Origin of the sequence: Salipiger sp. (assembly GCF_048261495.1) — a bacterium.
Taxonomy (GTDB): Bacteria; Pseudomonadota; Alphaproteobacteria; order Rhodobacterales; family Rhodobacteraceae; genus Salipiger.
On record NZ_JBLXFX010000005.1, the window covers coordinates 146,908 to 167,270 of the forward strand.

The window sequence follows — 20,363 nt, forward strand, 5'->3', positions numbered from 1 at the left end:
CCTAGATCACCCGGCAGAGGCGGAAGGCATCGTGAATCGCCGCATGGATATTGCGCGAGGCGACGGCATCCCCGATGCGGAACAGCCGGAACCGGCCTTCGGGATTGGCCTCCACGCGCTGCGGGGCGCCCGCGATCAGCGCCTCGTAATCGACCTCGCCCAGGTTCGAGGACAGCGGTTTCAGTCCGAAGTACAGATCGTCCAGCGGCAGCGTGCCGTGATTGACGACGATCTGATCCACCTTCCGGTGCCGGGTCATCGCGCCGTAGTCGCTGCCCAGCACCGCGTCGAGCCCGTTGCCCGCGCGTGTCGCGCCGATCAACTTCCAGGTCGGGGTGAAGGTCACGTCGCCCTTCTGCAATTCGCGCATGTAGGGGGTCAGGGTCATGCCCATGACCTCGGGGGCGAGCGTGCGTTCGGCGGTGACGATCTCGACCGAGGCGCCGGTGGCGGCGATCCGTTCGGCGGCCATCAGCCCGGCATGGTCGCCCGCGCCGTCCTGCACCAGCACGTTCCGTCCCGGCTGCGCATCGCCGGACAGGATGTCCCAGGCCGAGACGACCAGGTCGTCGCCCTCGAACAGCCCCTCGGTCCGGGGCAGCCCGCCGGTGGCGACGATGACCACGTCCGGGGACTCCGCGGCCACGGTCTCCTCGTCGGCAAAGCTGTTGTAACGGAAGGTCACGCCCAGCCGTTCGCATTCCGCGACCCGCCATTCCACGACCGACAGCATCTCGCGTCGGCGGGGAAGCTGCGCCAGCAGGCGGATCTGCCCGCCCGCGTGGCCCGCCGCCTCGTGCAGGGTCACGCGGTGGCCGCGTTCCGCGCAGACCCGCGCCGCCTCGAGCCCGCCGGGGCCCGCGCCCACGACGCTGACCGACAGCGGCGCATCCGCCCTGTCGACCGCGTGCGGCAGGTCCAGTTCCCGCCCGGTCGAGGGGTTGTGCAGGCACAGCGCCGCGCCGCCCTGATAGATCCGGTCGAGACAGTAGTTGGCGCCGACGCAGGGGCGGATGCGGTCCTCCTCTCCGCGCAGCACCTTGGCCATCAGGTGCGGATCGGCGATATGGGCGCGCGTCATCCCCACCAGATCCAGCTTGCCCGCCGCGATGGCATGGCGCGCCGTCGCCACGTCGGGAATCCGCGACGCGTGCAGCACCGGGAAATCGGTGGCCGCGCGCAGCTCTCCCGCGAAATCCAGATGCGGCGCCGACCGCATCCCCTGCACCGGAATGACATCGGTCAGCGCCGCGTCGGTGTCGATCCGCCCGCGGATGATGTTGAGGAAATCGACCAGCCCGCTTGCCTTCATGCGCCGCGCGATCTCCACCCCCTCGTCGCGGGTGATGCCGCCCTCGGCGCATTCGTCGGCCACCATGCGGATGCCGACGATGAACCCGGGCCCGACCCGGTCGCGGATCGCCTTCAACACCTCGAAGGCAAAGCGCAGGCGGTTGTCGAGCGGACCGTTGTAGGGCCCGTCCAGCGTGTTGGTGAGCGGCGACCAGAACTGGTCCATGAGGTGGCCGTAGGCCTCCAGCTCGATCCCGTCGAGACCCGCCGCCTTCATCCGCTCCGCCGCGTCGGCATAGTCGGAGACGATGCGGGCGATGTCCCAATCCTCGATCAGCTTGGGAAAGGCGCGGTGGGCGGGTTCGCGGTCGCCGGTCGAGGACAGCGAGGGCAGCCAGTCGCCCTGATCCCAGCGCGTGCGCCGCCCCAGGTGGGTGAGCTGGATCATCACCGCCGCGCCGTGGTCGTGGCATTCATCCGCCAGCGCCTTCATCCACGGCACCACCTCGTCCTTCCAGGCGAGGATGTTGCCGAAGGCCGGCGGGCTGTCGCGCGACACCGAGGCCGAACCGGCCGTCATGGTCAGCGCCACGCCCGCCCGCGCCCGTTCGACGTGATAGGCGCGGTATCGGTCCTTGGGCATCCCGTCTTCGGTGTAGGCCGGTTCGTGGGACGAGATGAACACCCGGTTGCGCAGCGTGAGGTGCTTGAGCCGGTAGGGCTGGAGGATCGGGTCGCTGGACATGGGGCCTCGGGACATGCGGTGTGCGGGCCACGTTCGCGTGTCGCGGCGCCGCTGTCCAGAGGGGCGATCAGGTGAAGAAGGCGCGCCGCAGGAGGTTGAGCGCGGCGACCAGAAGCACCGCGAGGGTCATCTTGCGGAACAGCGCCTGATCGATTCGGTCCTGGATCCTGGTGCCGACCCACATCGCCGCCACGGCGGGCACCAGCATGGCCAGCGAAAACCACACCGTCCGCGCGTTCAGCACGCCCGACACGACATGCGCGCCGACCAGCGCCAGCGCGCCGAGCCCGTAGGCCACGCCCTGCACCCGCATCTGGTCGCGCTTTTCGGTGTCGATGGCGGTGAGGTAGGCGACGAAGGGCGGCCCCCAGACCCCCGACAGCCCGCCGATGAAGCCGCAGACCGTACCGACCAGCGCTTCGATCCAGGTGGCCGGACCGTTCGGCAGATGCGCCCGCCACCCCGCGAGCTGCATCAGGCAGAACAGCGCCACCGGCCCGCCGATCAGCGCCAGCAGCACCGGCACCGGCAGCACCGACACCAGTTGCGACGAGATCAGCAGGAACACCAGCCCGACCCCGAGAAAGACGCGGAATCGCCGCACCGACTCGGCCGCCGCCTTCGGGCCCTGCCGCAGCGCCTGCATGGCATTGCTCACCAGAGTGGGCAGAATCAGCCCGGCCAGCGCCAGTTCCGGTGAAAGAAACGACCCCAGCCCGGAAATCATGATCATCGGCATGGCAAAACCCACCATGCCCTTTATCAGCCCCGCGAGGGCTGCGATGCTGATGGCAAGGGCCAGCGTGCCCGGTGACATGAGGGAAAGAAGGGTGTCCATGCCTGCCTCTTACCATGCGTGCCAACGGGCGCATCGGCAAAATTTTCGCGCAACAATCGTACCTAAGGATGACGTCACAGGTATTTTTGTTGCGCTGCACCTGCAAAGTAGCTATCCCCGCCCTACTCAGGAAAGGAAGTGATTCATGGCCCATGACGGACAGGATGTGACGTTGGATCAGGGAATTCTGCTGGACGATCTGCTGGCGCTGAGCCGCGCGGCGCTGGCCCCGGTCGAAGGCGTCTTCGAGCAGGCGCGCGAGTCCGTGCGCGCGACGGTCAGCGAAGAGGGCCGGATCTCGGGCCGCCTGATCGAGGCGAACCAGTTCGCCTGCCACGGCCTCGCCTGGCTGGCGACCTATGTCGAATCGCTGCGGCAGATGCAGGGCTGGGCCGAGAAGCTGACCGAAGAAGGCAGCTTCGGCGAGGTCGAGTCGCTGTTGCACCAGATCGCCTTCGGGGAATACCTCAGCCAGATCATCGGCGGCATCCAGATGAACCAGGGCGAGATCGTCCGGCTCAAGGACATGGGTCTCGGCGCCGACGCGGTGATGGCGCTCTGCACCGATGCGGTGACGACCCTGATGGCGCGCGGCAATTCCCAGGGCGCGCGGACCCGGCTGGTCGAGCTGATGGTCGAGCGGTCGGCCGAGATCACCGTCGGCAAGACCGGGCTCGATGAAGAGCTAGAGATGATCCGCGAGCAGTTCCGCCGCTTTGCCGTCGACAAGGTCGAACCCTTCGCCCACGAATGGCACCTCAAGGACGAGCTGATCCCGATGGAGATCATCGAGGAACTGGCCGAGATGGGCGTCTTCGGGCTGACCATTCCGGAAAACCTCGGCGGATTCGGCCTGTCGAAAGCCTCGATGTGCGTCGTCTCCGAGGAACTCTCGCGCGGCTACATCGGGGTCGGCAGCCTCGGCACCCGCTCCGAGATCGCGGCGGAACTGATCCTCGCCGGCGGCACCGACGAGCAGAAGGAAAAGTGGCTGCCCCTGATCGCTTCCGGCGAAGTGCTTCCGACGGCGGTGTTCACCGAGCCCAACACCGGCTCCGACCTCGGCTCGCTGCGCACCCGCGCGGTCAAGGGCGAGGACGGCGATTACACCGTGACCGGCAACAAGACCTGGATCACCCACGCCGCGCGGACCCATGTGATGACCCTGCTGGCGCGGACCGATCCGTCGACGGACAACTACAAGGGCCTGTCGATGTTCCTGGCCGAGAAGACGCCGGGCACCGATGCCGACCCCTTCCCCACCGAGGGCATGACCGGCGGCGAGATCGAGGTGCTCGGCTATCGCGGCATGAAGGAATACGAGCTCGGCTTCGACGGCTTCAAGGTGAAGGGCGAAAACCTGCTGGGCGGCGAGGAGGGCAAGGGCTTCAAGCAGCTCATGGAGACCTTCGAGAGCGCCCGGATCCAGACCGCCGCCCGCGCCATCGGCGTGGCTCAGGCGGCGCTGGACGTGGGCATGCGCTACGCGCTGGACCGCAAGCAGTTCGGCAAGGCGCTGATCGCCTTCCCGCGCGTCTCGGGCAAGCTGGCGATGATGGCCGTCGAACTGATGATCGCGCGCCAGCTCACCTACTTCTCGGCCCGCGAGAAGGACGAGGGCATCCGCTGCGATCTCGAGGCCGGGATGGCCAAGCTGCTGGGCGCCCGGGTGGCCTGGGCGAATGCGGACAACGCCCTGCAGATCCACGGCGGCAACGGCTTTGCGCTGGAATACAGCGTCAGCCGCATCCTCTGCGACGCGCGGATCCTGAACATTTTCGAAGGCGCGGCCGAAATCCAGGCGCAGGTCATCGCCCGCCGTCTCCTCGGCTGACCCGAGGCGCGATTTCGTCGGAACATCGGGCCTCGCGGCCCGGACGCGGCGCCCGGTCACCGGGGGCCGCGTTCTGCATTTTGCACGGAAGAAATCCGGGCCCCTTGGCCCGTGTCAGGGTTGCCGCGGGCTGTCGCAAAGCCCGACGATCCGGCGCCCGGTGTCGGAATCGGCATAGAAATCGCCCGTTCCCGGCAGGGCCACCAGGGACAGCGCCCCGGTCTCCGGCGGCAGCGGCACCTCGTCCAGCCGGCGCCCGTCGCGCGAGATCCAGAGCCGGGTGCCGGTCTCGGAGGCGCGGGAAAAGGCCAGGCTGGAATCGCCTTCGATCAGGCTGTCCGGGCGGGTGCCGTCCTCGGCGGCGACCGCCTCGGCGGCATCGCCCCCGGTCCAGAGCCAGACTCCTGCGCCGCCGGTCAGGAAGGTGCCCTGCGCCGTCGCGGTCACCGCCGGCGGCTTGTCGGGAAACAGCGCATGCAGCCCCGGCATGTCGAGCAGGGTCGCGCCGTCGAACAGGTGGAGAATGCCGTTGCCGCCGATCAGCACGCTGTCGCCCAGCGTTTGCAGCCGGTAGGTCGCCGCGCGCGGCACCTCGCTGCCGGGTTTCGAGGGCGGGTCGGGCAGAACCGCGCCGGGAACCGGCCAGGCGCCGTCGCGCGTCACCATGCGCAGCGGCGAGGCGGTCTCGAACCAGCCGGCATCCTGGCGCGGCGACAGCAGTTCGACCACCACGCGCCCCTTGCCCGCCTGCGCCACCGCGCCCTGCCGGATCATGTGCTGGTACAGGAATTCGGGCCGGGGGCCGGAGACGTCGAACACCAGCATCCCCACGTCGATCACCAGAACTGCGAGGTTGCTCGACTTGTCCTCGAACAGCTTCGGCGCGGTCGTGCGCACGCGGCTGCGCCAGGTCTGGACGGTGCCGACCTTTTCCCAGTCGGCGGCCTGTTCGTGGCGCAGCCAGAGGCGGTCGCCCTCCATCGTCATCCAGGCCTTGAGCGCGGGCAGGAAACGCACCCGCCCGAAGGCCGGATCGAAGGAGGCGACGCCGTCGCCGCCCGGGTTCATCAGCGCCGAGGGCCCCCAACTGCCGTCGGTCCACTCCAGCAGGTCGGCACCGTCGCGGGCAAAGATGCGGCCCGTCGCCTCGTCGACCCAGACATCGCTCAGCGGAGTCGTCAGCAGCGTCGCGTAGCGCCCCGTCTCGGCATCCCGCGTCAGCACCGTGGTCCTGCCGCCGGTGCCGGTGACCAGGAAATGCCGCCCCGACGGCGTGTTCACCACCGGCCGCCATTGCGGCAGGCTCGGCCAGGCGTCGCCGCTCCAGCGTTCGAGGCGGTGCCCCCGGATCACCAGAGGGCGTCCGTAGGTCTCGAAAAAGAACACCTCCGGCCCCTTGGCCGGGGCCACGGTGCGCAGCGTGCCGAACGGCAGGGTCAGCGCCCCGTCGACGGCGATCGGGTAGGAACAGCCCTCCTCGGCGCGCGCGACGGCACCCGTCGCCGCTTCGGCGAGCAGAAGCGCCGCAAGGAGGGGGGCCGCACCCCGCATCAGCCGCGCAACGTGCCGCCGGTGGCTTTGGAGACCTTCTCGACGATCTTCGCCGCCACGGCCTCGATGTCCTTTTCCTTGAGCGTTGCCTCGGTCGGCTGCAGCCTGACCGTGATGGCGAGGGATTTCTTGCCCTCGCCAAGCGAGCCGCCGATGAACTCGTCAAAGACCCGGACCTCTTCGATCAGCGCCTTGTCGGCACCGGCCGCCGCGTTGACCAGGTCCAGCGCCTGTACGTCGGCATCGACCACAAAGGCGAAATCCCGTTCGACCGCCTGAAGATCGGCCAGCCTGACCGCCCCGCGCGACGCGCCGGTCCTGCGCGGCAGCGGGATTTCCGCCGGATAGAGCGTGAAGGCGACCGCCGGTCCCTTGACGTCGAGCGCCTTCAGCACCTTGGGGTGCAATTCGCCGAAGACGCCCATGACCTTCTTGGGACCGAGGCAGAGCTTGCCGTGACGCCCGGGGTGCCACCAGCCTTCGGCGCCGCGCATCACCTGCATCCGCGCCGGGGCGCCCATCGCCGCCAGCACCGCTTCGGCATCGGCCTTGACGTCGTAGAGATCGACCGGGCGCGACGCGCCGTGCACGTCCTTGGGTCCGGTACGCCCGACCAGCAGGCCCGAGACCTGCAAGCTCTGTTCCTCCGGCTCGCCGCCGTGGAAGGCCGCGCCGACCTCGAACAGGGCCAGATCGCCGAAGCCGCGCGCCTGGTTGCGCGCCGCCGCCCGCAGCAGCCCCGGCAGAAGCGAGGGGCGCATGTGGCTGAGATCGGCACTGATCGGGTTGGCCAGCATCGTGGCATCGTCGCCGTCGCCGAACAGCTCCGCCGCGAGCTTGTCGACAAAGCTGTAGGTCACGCATTCGTTGTAGCCGAGCGCCGCCGTCGTGCGCCGGGCCACCTGCTCGCGCTTCTGCATCGGCGACAGGATCACCGTCGGCACGCCCGCCTGCGGGCGCTTCATCGGCTGCCCCTGCAGCTTGGTGAGCGAGGCGACGCGCGCGACCTCTTCGACCAGATCCGCCTCGCCCAGCACATCCGGGCGCCAGGACGGCACATTGGCCATGTCGCCGTCCAGCGTGAAGCCCAGCGCGGTCAGCGTCGCGCGCTGCGTTTCGGCGGGAATCTCCATCCCGACCAGCGACACCACGCGGTCGGTGTCGAGCCGATAGGCCCGAGACACGTCGGGGATGGCCCCCGCGATCACCAGGTCCGAGGCCTCGCCCCCCGCGATGTCGAGGATCATCCGCGTCGCCGCCTCGATCCCCGGCGCGACCGAGGCCGGGTCGATGCCGCGTTCGAAACGGTAGCGGGCATCGGAATTGATCTTGAGAGCGCGGCCCGTGTAGGCGGTGCGCACCGTGTCGAAATACGCCGCTTCGAGAAAGACGTTCACCGTCTCCCCGGACACGCCGGAGGGCTCGCCGCCCATGATGCCGCCGAGGCTCTCGACCGCCGCGTCATCGGAAATGGCGACCATGCCCGGTTCCAGCGTGTAGGTGCGTTCGTCCAGCGCCTCCAGCGTCTCGCCGCCGATGGCGCGGTGCACGCGCAGGTTGCCCGTCACCTTGTCGGCGTCGAAGACGTGCAGCGGGCGATTGCGGTCGAAGGTGAAGAAGTTGGTCACGTCCACGAGGAACGAGATCGGGCGCAGGCCGACCGCCTTCAGGCGCGTCTGAAGCCATGCCGGCGACGGGCCGTTCTTCACGCCGCGGATGTAGCGGCCGTAGAACACCGGGCAGACGTCCAGCGTGTCCTCGTCGATGCTGACCGACACCGGCGACGGGAAGCTGCCCGGCACCGTGACCTCCGCCAGCGGCTTCAGCGTGCCCAGACCGCGCGCGGCAAGGTCGCGGGCGATGCCGTGAACGCCCAGCGCGTCGGGACGGTTGGGGGTGATGGCGATCTCGATCACCGGGTCGACCACGGCGGGGCGGTTCGCCGCCAGCCAGTCGGTGAACCTTTCGCCGACCTCGCCCGAGGGCAGTTCGATGATGCCGTCGTGCTCGTCCGACATCTCCATCTCGCGTTCGGAGCACATCATGCCGTGGCTTTCGATGCCGCGGATCTTGCCGACCTGGATGGTGGTATCGATACCAGGCACGTAGGTGCCGGGCTTGGCGACGACGACGGTGATGCCTTCGCGGGCATTGGGCGCCCCGCAGATGATCTGCAGCGTCCCCTCGTCGGTCTGAACCGAGCAGACGCGCAGCTTGTCCGCGTCGGGATGCTTTTCGGCCTTGAGAACCTTGCCGATGGTAAAGGCGCCCAGCCGGTCGGCGGGATTCTCGACCCCTTCGACCTCCAGCCCCAGATCGGTCAGGGCCTCGGCGATCTCGTCGACCGAAGCCGTGGTTTCAAGGTGATCCTTCAGCCAGGAAAGCGTGAATTTCATCGGTCGGCGCCCGCAATCTGTGTAGCTTGTGCGCCGAACCCCTTAACGGAATGCGCGCGGCGGGGAAAGGGGCCTGCGCCCCCTTCTCTGCCGCGCGCGGCTCCGGTCAGGCCAGAACGGTTGCGTCCTCGAAGGACAGGCGCGGCAGACGCGGGAAGAGACCCTTCTCGTCGCCGTAGCCCAGATTGATGAGGAAGTTGGCTTGCCACGGCTTGTCGGCAAAGAACGCGGCCTTGACCGCGGCCGGATCGAAGCCCGACATCGGCCCGGCGTCGAGCCCGAGCGCCCGCGCGGCGAGGATCAGGTAGGCCCCCTGCAGCGAGCTGTTGCGGAACGCGGTGTCGGCGATCATCGCGTCGTTGCCCGCGAACCAGGACCGGGCGTCCACGTGCGGGAACAGATCGGGCAGCTTTTCGTGAAACTCCATGTCATGGGCCACGATCACCGTCACCGGCGCGGTCATGGTCTTTTCCACGTTGTTTTCCGACAGCGCGGGCTTGAGCTTTTCCTTGCCCTCGGTCGAGCGGACGAAGATGAAGCGCGCGGGGCTGGCGTTGACGGCGGTCGGCGCCATCTTGGTCAGGTCGTAGAGTTCGCCGAGCAGCGCATCCGGCACCGGGCGGTCGGCCCAGGCGTTGTGGGTGCGCGCTTCCTGGAACAGCGTGTCGAGTGCCTGCGCGTCCAGCGCGGCGTGGTCGGTATGGTCCTTCATGGCAGATCCCTTTTCTGATTGCGCTGCGGCCTCCCCTGCACTCCACCTAACCACTTGGCGGCGCGGCTCAATTGCAGGGGTTGCACAGGCGCTGTGCGGGACCGCGCGAAGACCTATCGCGGCGCGAAGCGGTCGAGCGGGATCTTCAGGTAGCGCTGTCCGTCCGCTTCCGGATCGGGAAGCCGGCCGCCCCGGATGTTGACCTGCAGGGCGGCAAGCATCCGGTCCGGCAGCGCCAGCGTGGCATCGCGCGCGTCGCGCAGGCGGCAGAACGCCTCCCTGTCGGGGGCGTCGCGCAGGTGAATGTTGCCGGCGCGATGCTCGGCCACGGTGGCGCAGCAGGCCGGTTCGCGCCCGTTCGGGGCATAGTCGTGGCCGACGAACAGGCGGGTGTCCTCGGGCAGCGACAGCAGCCGTTGCAGGGTGTCGTAGAGATCGAAGGACGAACCGCCGGGAAAATCCGCCCGCGCGGTGCCGCTGTCGGGCATCATCAGCGTGTCGTGAACAAAGGCCGCATCCCCGGCGACATAGGTGACCGAGGCCAGCGTGTGACCGGGGGAAAAGATCACCCGGACCGGGATGCCGCCCACCTCGAAAGTATCGCCGTCGGCGAACAGGCGGTCCCATTGCGACCCGTCGCCGGGCAGGTCGGGCAGGTGGTAGAGCGTCTTCCACAGCGCCTGCACCCCGGTCACCCGCTCGCCGATGGCGCGCTTGCCGCCGAGCCTGTCCTGCAACCAGACCGCGGCCGAGAAGTGATCGGCATGGGGATGGGTGTCGAGAATCCAGGCGATCTCGATCCCGGTCTCCCTGACGTGGTGCAGGATCGCCTTGGCATTGCGCGTGCCGGTCGCGGCGGCCCCGGGGTCGAAATCCAGCACCGGGTCGACGATGGCGCCGATCATCGTGCCGGGATCGTGGAAGACGTATTGCCAGCTGCCCGTGGCCTCGTCGCGGAACGGTGTGACGACCGGCGTCTGCATGGTGCGCTCTCCCCCCTTCGGGTTGTCCTCTGTGCTCTGCGCAGATGTGTGGCACGGCGCGAGGCATTCAAGATACGATATATGACTCGCCCCGAACAGCAAAAGGCCGCGCCCCGGATCGGGGGCGCGGCCCTGTGCATCCTGCGAAGGTTTGCCGATTATTCCGCCGGAACCGCCTCGGGCGCCCTGGCGCCGCGCTGTGCCTTCACCCGCTTGCGGCTGAACAGAAGCTGCACGATCACGAAGAACAGCGGCACGAAGACCACGCCCAGCACGGTGCCGGTGATGGTTCCGCCCAGCACCGCCGAGCCGACCGCCGTCCGCCCGCCTGCCCCCGCGCCCGAGGACAGCACCAGCGGCACCACACCGAGCGAGAACGCCAGCGACGTCATGATGATCGGACGAAAACGCTGCTTGGCGGCCTCCTTGACGGCGGAATACAGATCCTCCCCCGCCTCGAACCGCTCGCGGGCGAATTCCACGATGAGGATTGCGTTCTTGCCGGTCAGGCCGATCACCGTCAGCAGGCCGACCTGGAAGAAGACGCCGTTCTCGAAGCCGAAATACCACGCGGCCCCCATCGTCCCCAACACCCCGATCGGCATGGCCAGCATGACCGAGAACGGGATCGCCCAGCTTTCGTAGAGCGCCGCGAGGCAGAGGAAGATCGCCGCCAGCGACAGCGCGTAGAGCAACGGGGCGGAGCCGCCGGATTCGCGCTCCTCCAGCGACAGGCCGGTCCAGGCGGCGCTGTAACCGGGGGGAAGCTGCTGCACGAGGCGCTCGATCTCGGCCATCGCCTCGCCCGTGGTGACGCCCGGCGCGGGAGAGCCCTGGATCTGCATCGAGGGCACGCCGTTGTAGCGGTTCAGGCCCTGCGGCCCGTAGACCCAGCTTTCCGAGGTGAAGTTGGCGAAGGGAACGAGATCGCCGTTCGCATTCCGCACCCGCCATTTCTGCAGATCGGACGGGGTCGCCCGGCTGTCCGGCTCGCCCTGCACGTAGACCCGCTTGATCCGGCCGTTGTCGTTGAAATCGTTCACGTAGCTGCCGGCCCAGGCGATGTTGAGCGTGGTGCCCACATTGGCCGGGGTCACGCCCACGGCGCCAGCGGCGCGCCAGTCGATGTCGAGGTTGAACTGCGCCGCGTCCTCCAGCCCCGAAGGCCGGGCCGAGGCGATCAGCGGGCTTTGCGCCGCCATGCCAAGAAGCTGGTTGCGCGCTTCGAGCAGTTGCTCGTGCGTCTGCCCGCCCTGCGATTGCAGGTAGAAGTCGAAGCCCGAGACGTTGCCCAGTTCGATCACCGACGGCGGCACGATGGGAAAGACCATCGCGTCGCGGATGCCCATGAACGCCGGGAAGGCGCGGCCCGCCACGGCCTGCACGGATTGCGCCGGGCTCGGACGTTCCTCCCAGTCCTTCATGCGGACGAAGGCGAGACCCATGTTCTGCCCCTGCCCCGCGAAGGAAAAGCCGACCACGCCGAACAGGGCCTCGACGTTCTCGGATTCCGCGCCGTCGAAATAGGTCTCGACCTGGCGCACGACATTCTCGGTCCGCTCGGCGGTGGCGCCGGTCGGGCCCTGGATGAGGGTGATCATGATTCCCTGATCCTCGGCCGGCAGGAAGCCGGTGGGCGTGTTGTCGAACAGCCAGATCATGCCGTAGCCGAGCGCGACGTAGAAGATCATCACCCGGAACGGGCGGCGGATCAGGTAGCCCACGGTCCCGGCGTAGCCGCCGGTGAGCTTGTCGAAGCCGGTGTTGAACCAGCCCGCCGGGCCGCGCTTGGTGTGGTGGGCGTCCTTCGACTTGAGGATCGTCGCGCAGAGCGCGGGCGTCAGCGTCAGCGCCACCAGCACCGACAGGCCCATGGCCGACACGATGGTGATGGAAAACTGCCGGTAGATCACCCCGGTGGAGCCGCCGAAGAAGGCCATCGGCACGAACACCGCCGACAGCACCAGCGCGATGCCGATGAGGGCGCCGGTGATCTGGTCCATGGATTTGCGCGTTGCCTCGCGCGGGGACAGGCCCTCTTCCTCCATGATGCGTTCGACGTTTTCGACGACCACGATGGCATCGTCCACCAGCAGACCGATCGCCAGCACCATTGCCAGCATGGTCAGCGTGTTGATGGTGAACCCGGCCAGCGCGAGGATGCCGAAGGTGCCCAGAAGCACGACCGGCACGGCCAGCGTCGGGATCAGCGTGGCGCGGATGTTCTGCAGGAACAGCAGCATCACGAGGAAGACCAGCCCGATCGCCTCGAACAGGGTCTTCTGTACCTCCTCGATGGAGATGGCGATGAAAGGCGTGGTGTCGTAGGGGATGACGTAGCTCACCCCGTCCGGGAAGAAGGCCGAATATTCCTCGAGCCGCTGCTTGACCCGCTCGGCGGTGTCCAGCGCGTTCGCCCCGGTGGCGAGGTTCAGCGCCATGCCCGACGCGGGCTGGCCGTTGTAGCTCGCGATGGTGGAATAGTTCTCGGCCCCGATCTCGACCCGCGCGACATCCTTCAGCAGCACCAGGCCGCCGTCGGTCTCCGAGCGCAGCACGATGTTGCGGAAATCCTCGGGGGTGGAGAGCAGCGACTGCGCCGTGATCGTCGCGTTGAGCTGCTGGCCCTCCGGCGCGGGCAGCGTCCCGAAGGCCCCGGCCGAGATCTGCGCGTTCTGCGCGGACACGGCGTTCACCACGTCCGAGGGCGTCATTTCGAAGGCCGCCAGCTTGGACGGGTCGAGCCAGATGCGCATGGCGTATTGCGCGCCGAAGACCTGCGCGCCGCCCACGCCCTCGATCCGGCTGAATTCGTCGACGAGGTTGGAGTTCAGGTAGTCGGACAGGTCCGCCTGGTCGAGCCGCCCGTCCTCGGAGATCATCGCGATCACCATGAAGAACGACGACGACGCCTTCTGCACCCGCACGCCGAGGCGCTGCACCACTTCGGGCAGCAGCGGCGTGGCCTGCGCCAGCTTGTTCTGCGCCTGCACCTGCGCGACGTCGGGGTCGGTCCCGGCCTCGAAGGTCAGCGTGATGGTGGCCGTCCCCGCCGAGGTCGAGGAGGACGACAGGTAGCGCATCCCGTCGAGCCCGGTCATCTGCTGTTCGATGATCTGGGTCACGGTATTGGCGACGGTTTCCGCCGAGGCGCCGGGATATTGCGCGCTGATCCGCACCGAGGGCGGCGCGATCTGGGGATACTGCGCGATGGGCAGGGTGAAGATCGACAACAGGCCGACCCCCATGATGAGGATCGAGATCACCCAGGCAAAGACGGGCCGGTCGATGAAAAAGCGGGCCATGACGGACTCCTGGAATGCGTTCAGTTGCCGGAGGCGGAAGCGGTCGCCGCCGTCGGGTCGGCGCGCTCTTCGGGCGCCACCACCATGCCGGGCGACACCTTCTGCAGCCCCTCGACGATGACCTTGTCCCCGGCGGCGAGACCTTCGGTCACCACCCAGTCGGAGCCCTGGTCGCGCTGTACCGTCAGATCGCGGGATTCGACGGTGTTCCCGGCGGTCACGACCATGGCGACGGGACGGCCGCGGCGGTCGCGGGTGACGCCTTCCTGCGGGACGAGGATCGCGCCCTTGACGACGCCCTGCGGCATCTCGACCTGCACGTACATGCCGGGCAGCAGGAACTTGTCGGGGTTCGGGAATTCCAGGCGCAGCACGATGACGCCGGTCTGCTCGTTCACATGCGGTTCCGCGGCGGCCAGCCGGCCGGTGTGATCGTAGCCGCCGCCGTCGGCAAGGCGCAGCGACACGGTGGCGCCGGCCTCTTCCGCCAGTTCCTGGCCGGAGCGGCGCCATTGCAGGATCTCGGCGGCGGATTGCGTCACGTCGACATAGACCGGGTCGAGCTTGCGGATCACCGTCAGCGCCCCGGCCTGTCCCGCCGTCACCAGCGCCCCCTGCGTGGTCTGGCTGAGACCCACGGTGCCCGAGATCGGCGCCCGGACCGTCGCGCGGTCGAGGTCGATCTCGGCGGCGAGCACCTGCGCTTCGGCCACCTTGACCGAGGCTTCGGCCACGTCGCGGGCCGAGATCGCATCGTCGAGGTTCTGCTGGCTGGTCACGTTGCGCTGGCGCAGTTCCGCCTGCCGCTCTTCCTCGCGCTGGGTGGCGCGAAGCTGCGCCTGCGCCTGCGCCAGCCCGGCTTCTGCGGCGGCCTTGGCGGCCTCGTAGGTGGCCGGGTCGATGTGGTAGAGCGGATCGCCCTGCGCCACGGGCTTGCCTTCCTCGAACAGCCGCTCGGTGACGATGCCGCTGACCTGCGGGCGCACCTCTGCGATCCCGGATGCGGTCACGCGCCCGGGCAGCGCCGAGGTCAGCGTCACGTCCGAGGCCTCGACCGTCACCACGGTGACGGGCATCGGCGGGCGTTCGCCGCCCGGTTGCTGCGCGGTCGCGGGCAGGACCGCGCCGAAAACGGTCAGCAGAACGGCAATGGAGGGAAGGGCTTTGAAAATGGACGGCATCAGAAGGCTCCGGCATAAGCGCGCCCGCCGGGCGGCGGATCGATCAGAAACCGCGATAAGGAAACTGGCGGGTTTTGTAAAGTTCGGATATGCTGCACGTGCAGAATCTTTTTGATCGTGACCATCGCGAGGGGGACGGAATGCCGAAAGACCCGGCAAACACGGAGGAGAGTCGGGCAAGGCGGCGCGGGCGCCCGGTCCAGATGGACCCGGCCGAACGCGAGTCGCTGGTGCTGGAGGCCGCCATCGGCCTGATGTCCGACACCCGCCCGGACGAAGTGACCATGGCCGCCATCGCCCAGCGCGCCTCCATGTCCAAGCGCACGCTCTACGCGCTCTACGGCAGCCGCGAGGAATTGCTCGGCGCCTGCCTCCAGCAGATGGGCAAGTCGCTGTTCCGCCCGCTGCGCCCCGACGAACGCGACGCCTCGCTCGAGGACCGGCTGCGCATCCTGCTGACGCTGAACCCCTCGATGGAGAACCCGCAGGCGCCGCTGGAAATGCTGCGCGCGGTGATCGCAGAGGCGCGCAGCTATCCGCAACTGGCCTGCAGCCTGGGCAAGAACGGCCCCGGGCAGGTGGTCGACCTGCTGTGCCGGGAACTGACGGCGGCGGCGGCCGCGGGCGACATCGCGCTTTCTCCCGAGGACATCCCCGGAGCGGCGGAACTGCTGCTCGACATGGTGATGGGCAACACCATCGCCTGCCTGCTCGACCCGGACCGGATGCTGCGCCTGCCCGCCGAACGCGCGGCCCGGCGCGACCGGGCGATCGCGATCTTTCTGAACGGTGTGCGTCCCCGCGGGGACTGAATTTCAGCCGAGGGCGGCGTCGCGCCACGGGAAGGCGCCGTCGGACATCGTCCCCAGCACCCGCAGACCGGCATCCATCAGGGTCAGCCCGGCCCTTTGCCCGGGCCGGATCGTCCCGATCTCGTCCCCGAGGCCGACCGCCGCCGCCGGTGTGGCCGAGGCCATGCGGATCGCTTCCTGCGGCGTCGCCCCGGCAAGCGCGATCATGTTGCGCACCGCCTCGTCCATGGCCAGGTGCGCGCCGCCCAGGGTGCCGTCCTCACCGACCAGCCGCCCGCCGTCGAGCCGCACCTCGCGCGCGCCGATGCGAAACCCCGTCCGGGTGCCCGCCAGCGTCAGCATGGCATCGGTGACGAGGCAGAGACGGTCCGCCCCGACAGCTTTCAGCGCCGCCGCGAGGGACAGCGGATGCACGTGGTGGCCGTCCGCGATCAGCCCGGCATGGGGCACCAGCCCGCCGAGCACCGCGCCCACCAGCCCCGGCGCGCGCGGGGTCATCTGGGACATGGCGTTGAACAGGTGCGTCGCCCCGCTCAGCCCCGCGGCGACCGCCGGGACCAGATCCTCGGCCGTGGCCTCGGAATGCCCGGCAAAGACCGTCCAGCCCGCCGCCGAAAGGCGCGCCACCGCGTCCGGGCCGACCTCCTCGGGCGCGAGGGTGACAAGCCGGGCACCGCCGCCGGGCGCTTCGAGCCGGGCGAGATCCGTGGCATCGGGACGGCGGATCGCCTCGGGCGGGTGGATGCCGGCGCGGCGCGGGCTGAGGAACGGCCCCTCGAGATGCAGCCCCGCGATCCCCGGAACCCCCGCCCCGAGCGCCGCGGCGACCGCGTCCAGCGCCTCTGCGTAGGCGCGGCCCGGCGCGGTGATGAAGGTCGGCAGGATCCACGCGCTGCCGCCCTGCGCCGCGCCCCGCGCCATCCGGCGCAGGGTCTCGACCGAGGGATCGTCGTTGAACTGCGCATCTGCCGCGCCGTTGATCTGGATGTCGAGGAACCCCGGGGCCAGCACCGGACAGCGCAGCCGGGGGATCGCGGCCCCGGCATCGGTGGCGCCGACCCCGGCGATGCGCCCGTCACGCACCAGCACCGCGCGGTCGCGCTCGGGCGCCCGTCCGCTGCCGTCGAACAGCAGGTCCGTCTCGACGATCCACGCATTGCTCATGGTGCTCTCCCGCCTTGTCGCCCTGCTCCGGCATCCGCGCCCGTGTCGATCCGTTGTCCCATGCCGCGCCGCCGGGGACAACTCGCCCCCGCGCGGTGCGCAAAACGTCTCGCATTCGATCCAACCGGCATATGTCAGGGAAAGATTAGCCTTTGCCCGCGATGACTGCGCAACGAGGGGGCGGAGCGAGCGGTGACGTCATGAATGCCAGTCCGGTGTTGAGCGAAGACCATGCGGAGGGGCTGCCGGGCCCGGTCTGGCTGACCGACCCGACCGGGCGCATCCTGGCCGCGAACGCCGCCGCGCGGCAGGCGATGGGCCGGCCGGAGGGATGGCCCCGCGGGGCGCATGTGAAGGATCTTCTGAACGGCGGCGCGCGCCGGACCCGCGGGCTCTGGCGTTCGGTGCGGCAGGCCGGCGGGCCGCTCCGGGTCGCGGGACAGTTCCGCCACGCCGACGGCTCCGTGGTTCCCCTGGCCTGCACGCTCACCTCGGGGATCGGCCCCGACGGCGGCGAACGTATCATGCTGGAGGCCGCGACGCCGGATCCGGCCGCGCTCGACCGGGCGATGTTCGAAATCGCCAGCTCCACCGCGTCGACGGGGCAATGGTATCTCGACCGGCGCAGGCGGCGGCTTCACCTGTCCGGCCAGTGCCTCGGGATGCTGGGCCACGAACCCCGCCGGGCGGTCCTGCCCGAGGCGGTGCTGGCGAAGCTGGTCCACCCGGAGGACCGGGAGACCGCGCGCGACCTGCTGCGGGCGCTGTTCGACGACGAGATCGCAGACGCCGACCTCGATTTCCGGGTTCGCAAGGCGGACGGAAGCTGGCTCTGGATGAACGCACGGGCCCGGCGGGTGGAGCGGGACGACCGGGGTCTGCCCTTCATGGTCTGCGGCACCTGCACCGACATCACCGCCCGCAAGGCCGCCGAAGCGCATCTGGCCGAGGCGCTGCGCCGCGCCGAAACCGCGCGCAACGATGCCATCGCGGGGGAGGAGCTTCTGGCGACCGCCGTGGTCTGCGGGCAGATGGGCGCCTGGTCGGTCTGCCCGGATCGGGGCGAGTACTGGATGCATGACGAGGGGTATCGCCTGCTCGGTCACGAACCGGGCAGCTTCCTGCCGGACCGGGCCGGGTGGCGGGCGCTGGTGCATCGCGACGACATCCCGCGGTTCACCCGCGCGCTCGACCGGATGCTCTCCGGCGCGTCGGAGGTCTATGACATCGACCTGCGGCTGCGCCACGCGGAGGGCAGCCACCACTGGTATCGCACCATCGCGCGCAAGATCGACCGCTCCGCACGAGGGCTGCCGTTTCTGCTGGCCGGGACCTTTACCTGCATCGATTCGCTGAAGGAAAACGAAAGCCGCCTGTCCGAGGCCGCGGAGATGGCCCGCCGCGCCGGCGAGCGGTTGAACACCCTGGCCAACAACGCGCCGGGTGCCATGTTCGAATACGTCGTGGACGAGGGTGGCCGGCTTCACATCTCGTTCTTCAGCGCCAAGCTGCCGAAGATGCTGGGCGTCCCCGGAGAGGAGATCGCCGCCGACGGTCGGGCGGTGTTCCGCGCGATGCACCCGGAGGATGTCGTCTCGCTCCGCCGGAAGGAGGAGATGGCGCGCGCCCTGAACAGCCGGTTTTCGGCCAAGGTCCGCATCCGCTCTGCCGCAAGGGGGGTGCGCACCCTGCTGTGCAACGCCCTGCCCTACGCGCGCGAGGACGGCTCGATCGTCTGGTTCGCAAATCTCGTGGATATCACCGTGCAGGAACGCGCCGAACAGCGCGCCGGCAGCGCCGCGCGCGAAGTCAGGATCGCGCACGAGCGGCTGAGCTCCATCGCCAACATCGCCCCGGTCGGCCTCTACGAGGTCGAAGTGCGGGACGATGGCTCGATGACCTTCCACTACGCGAGCGATCAGCTTGTCGAGCTGCTGGGCTGCACGCGGGCGGGGCTCGACAGCGAGCGCAACTGCCTGTTCGCGCGCGTGGTGCCCGACGACATGCCGCAGGTCGAACAGGGGTTGCGGCAGGCCTTTGCCCGGCCGGGGAACCTGTCGCTGCGGTATCGTTACCTGCACCCGGAGCGGGGAATGCTCTGGCTGTCCTGCGTCGCCATCGCCCATCGCGAACGCGAGGGCGCCGTGGTGCTGACCGGTGTCATCCACGACGTCACCGTCGACGAGATCCGCGAGGAAGAGCTGCGCAGGGCCCATCACGTCGCGGAAACGATGCGGATCGAGAAGGCGCGGCAGGCCCAGCACGACGGGCTCACCGGGCTGCCGAACCGCCGCTACTACGACGAGATGATGGCGCAGCGGCTGGAGGACGCGCGGCTGGGCAAGGCCTCGCTGCCCTGCGGGCTGATCCGCATGGACCTCGATCATTTCAAATACGTGAACGATACGCTCGGTCACGGCGCCGGGGACGAGGTGCTGAAACAGGTCGCGCGGGTGCTGCGCGGCTCCATCCGGTCGGGAGATTTCGCGGCGCGGATCGGGGGCGACGAATTCTCGATCCTGCTCGGCCCGACCATGACCGCGGAAAACGCCCGCGAGATCGTCGAGCGCATCCAGCGCCGCCTCGAAGAGCCCGTGCTCCACGAGGGGCGGCCCTGCCGCTTCGGTGCCAGCTTCGGCATCGCCCATACCGAGGACATCACCGAGGTCGGCGCGGAGCTTCAGGTCTTTGCCGATGCCGCGCTCTACCGGGCCAAGGAAAGCGGCCGCAACCGGCTGGAGTTCTTCACCACCGACCTGCACCAGAGCATCCTGAGCGACCGCCGCATCGGCCAGGAATTGCACGATGCGCTGGAGCGCGACGAGTTCGAGCCCTATTTCCAGCCGCAGGTGTCGTCCCGAACCGGCGCCCTGACCGGGATCGAAACGCTGCTGCGCTGGCACCACCCGGAGCGCGGCGTGCTCTCGCCCGACAGCTTCATGCAGGTGGCCGAGCAGATGCGCATCGTGCCCGAGATCGACCGCATCATGATGGAGAAGGCGCGCGGCGCCATGGCGCGGTGGCGCGAGGCCGGGCTGATCATCCCCAAGATCAGCTTCAACGTCAGCTCCGGACGGATGCACGATCCCGACGTCGTCTCGCTGGCGCGGTCGATGGCGGTCGGAGAGACCAAGGTGACCTTCGAACTGCTCGAATCCATCCTGGTCGAGGAGGAGAGCGATGCCTTCCGCTTCCATCTCGACATGATCCGCGAGGCCGGGATCGAGATCGAGATCGACGATTTCGGCTCGGGCCACGCCTCGATCATCTCGCTGATGGAGATCAACCCGACCGCGCTCAAGATCGACCGGCGCATCGTCGCCCCGGTGGCGCGGGACGCCCGGGCGCACAAGCTGGTGCGCGCCATCGTCGAGATCGCCGAGACGCTGGGCATCGGCACCGTGGCCGAGGGGGTCGAGACGCGCGAACAGGCCGACATCCTGCGCGATCTCGGGTGCGACGTGCTTCAGGGCTATCTCTTTGCCCGTGCGCTCGGCAGCGAGGCGCTGTTCGACCATGCCACCGCCCGGCTCAGGGATTCCGCGTGAC

The 20,363-nt window shown here is 69.0% G+C and carries 12 protein-coding genes; 3 read left to right on the forward strand and 9 right to left on the reverse strand.

Going from position 1 to position 20,363, the window contains the following annotated elements; all coding sequences use genetic code 11:
- Window position 1 precedes the first annotated feature (1 nt).
- Window positions 2–2,038: an FAD-dependent oxidoreductase gene (locus ACN0RJ_RS12065; protein ID WP_417724416.1), complete on the reverse strand. Its 2,037-nt coding sequence runs from the start codon at window positions 2,036–2,038 to the stop codon at window positions 2–4.
- 67 nt (window positions 2,039–2,105) lie between these two features.
- Entirely contained in the window at window positions 2,106–2,876 is a 771-nt protein-coding gene (locus tag ACN0RJ_RS12070) for a sulfite exporter TauE/SafE family protein (protein ID WP_417724417.1), read from the reverse strand.
- A gap of 145 nt (window positions 2,877–3,021) precedes the next feature.
- On the opposite strand from ACN0RJ_RS12070, the gene ACN0RJ_RS12075 reads away from it, so the two are divergent.
- A complete protein-coding gene (locus tag ACN0RJ_RS12075) occupies window positions 3,022–4,710 on the forward strand; it encodes an acyl-CoA dehydrogenase family protein (protein ID WP_417720124.1) in 1,689 nt (562 codons plus the stop codon).
- 114 nt (window positions 4,711–4,824) lie between these two features.
- Here ACN0RJ_RS12075 and ACN0RJ_RS12080 read toward each other — a convergent pair whose 3' ends face one another.
- From ACN0RJ_RS12080 to ACN0RJ_RS12105, 6 genes are all read right to left on the reverse strand, one after another.
- On the reverse strand, window positions 4,825–6,261 hold the full coding sequence (locus ACN0RJ_RS12080) for a hypothetical protein (RefSeq protein ID WP_417724418.1): 1,437 nt from the start codon (window positions 6,259–6,261) through the stop codon (window positions 4,825–4,827).
- The gene (gene pheT, locus ACN0RJ_RS12085) at window positions 6,261–8,657 is read right to left on the reverse strand and encodes a phenylalanine--tRNA ligase subunit beta (RefSeq protein ID WP_417724419.1); all 2,397 of its coding nucleotides are present in this window, start codon (window positions 8,655–8,657) and stop codon (window positions 6,261–6,263) included. The genes ACN0RJ_RS12080 and pheT overlap by 1 nt, the downstream gene beginning before the upstream one ends.
- Before the next feature lie 106 nt (window positions 8,658–8,763).
- Entirely contained in the window at window positions 8,764–9,369 is a 606-nt protein-coding gene (locus tag ACN0RJ_RS12090; RefSeq protein WP_417724420.1) for a malonic semialdehyde reductase, read from the reverse strand.
- A gap of 113 nt (window positions 9,370–9,482) precedes the next feature.
- Complete coding sequence (locus tag ACN0RJ_RS12095) at window positions 9,483–10,352, reverse strand: MBL fold metallo-hydrolase (protein ID WP_417724421.1); 870 nt, start codon at window positions 10,350–10,352, stop codon at window positions 9,483–9,485.
- Window positions 10,353–10,510: 158 nt separating this feature from the next.
- Complete coding sequence (locus tag ACN0RJ_RS12100) at window positions 10,511–13,657, reverse strand: efflux RND transporter permease subunit (RefSeq protein WP_417724422.1); 3,147 nt, start codon at window positions 13,655–13,657, stop codon at window positions 10,511–10,513.
- Between the two features lie 20 nt (window positions 13,658–13,677).
- A complete protein-coding gene (locus ACN0RJ_RS12105; protein ID WP_417724423.1) occupies window positions 13,678–14,838 on the reverse strand; it encodes an efflux RND transporter periplasmic adaptor subunit in 1,161 nt (386 codons plus the stop codon).
- A gap of 203 nt (window positions 14,839–15,041) precedes the next feature.
- Here ACN0RJ_RS12105 and ACN0RJ_RS12110 point away from each other — a divergent pair, with 203 nt between their 5' ends.
- Entirely contained in the window at window positions 15,042–15,650 is a 609-nt protein-coding gene (locus ACN0RJ_RS12110; RefSeq protein WP_417720131.1) for a TetR/AcrR family transcriptional regulator, read from the forward strand.
- 3 nt (window positions 15,651–15,653) lie between these two features.
- Here ACN0RJ_RS12110 and nagA read toward each other — a convergent pair whose 3' ends face one another.
- Window positions 15,654–16,814, reverse strand: coding sequence for an N-acetylglucosamine-6-phosphate deacetylase (gene nagA, locus ACN0RJ_RS12115; RefSeq protein ID WP_417720132.1), 1,161 nt, complete (start codon window positions 16,812–16,814; stop codon window positions 15,654–15,656).
- A gap of 218 nt (window positions 16,815–17,032) precedes the next feature.
- Between nagA and ACN0RJ_RS12120 the strand changes: the two genes are divergently transcribed.
- On the forward strand, window positions 17,033–20,362 hold the full coding sequence (locus ACN0RJ_RS12120; protein WP_417724424.1) for an EAL domain-containing protein: 3,330 nt from the start codon (window positions 17,033–17,035) through the stop codon (window positions 20,360–20,362).
- The last annotated feature ends 1 nt before the right edge of the window (window position 20,363 follow it).

Bases quoted from the DNA above. Each gene is read 5' to 3' on its own strand.
- ACN0RJ_RS12075 (WP_417720124.1), top strand. From the start codon at position 3,022: ATGGCCCATGACGGACAGGATGTGACGTTGGATCAGGGAATTCTGCTG.
- nagA (WP_417720132.1), bottom strand. From the start codon at position 16,814: ATGAGCAATGCGTGGATCGTCGAGACGGACCTGCTGTTCGACGGCAGC.
- ACN0RJ_RS12095 (WP_417724421.1), bottom strand. From the start codon at position 10,352: ATGCAGACGCCGGTCGTCACACCGTTCCGCGACGAGGCCACGGGCAGC.
- ACN0RJ_RS12065 (WP_417724416.1), bottom strand. From the start codon at position 2,038: ATGTCCAGCGACCCGATCCTCCAGCCCTACCGGCTCAAGCACCTCACG.
- ACN0RJ_RS12105 (WP_417724423.1), bottom strand. From the start codon at position 14,838: ATGCCGTCCATTTTCAAAGCCCTTCCCTCCATTGCCGTTCTGCTGACC.
- ACN0RJ_RS12110 (WP_417720131.1), top strand. From the start codon at position 15,042: ATGGACCCGGCCGAACGCGAGTCGCTGGTGCTGGAGGCCGCCATCGGC.
- ACN0RJ_RS12080 (WP_417724418.1), bottom strand. From the start codon at position 6,261: ATGCGGGGTGCGGCCCCCCTCCTTGCGGCGCTTCTGCTCGCCGAAGCG.
- ACN0RJ_RS12090 (WP_417724420.1), bottom strand. From the start codon at position 9,369: ATGAAGGACCATACCGACCACGCCGCGCTGGACGCGCAGGCACTCGAC.
- pheT (WP_417724419.1), bottom strand. From the start codon at position 8,657: ATGAAATTCACGCTTTCCTGGCTGAAGGATCACCTTGAAACCACGGCT.
- ACN0RJ_RS12070 (WP_417724417.1), bottom strand. From the start codon at position 2,876: ATGGACACCCTTCTTTCCCTCATGTCACCGGGCACGCTGGCCCTTGCC.
- ACN0RJ_RS12100 (WP_417724422.1), bottom strand. From the start codon at position 13,657: ATGGCCCGCTTTTTCATCGACCGGCCCGTCTTTGCCTGGGTGATCTCG.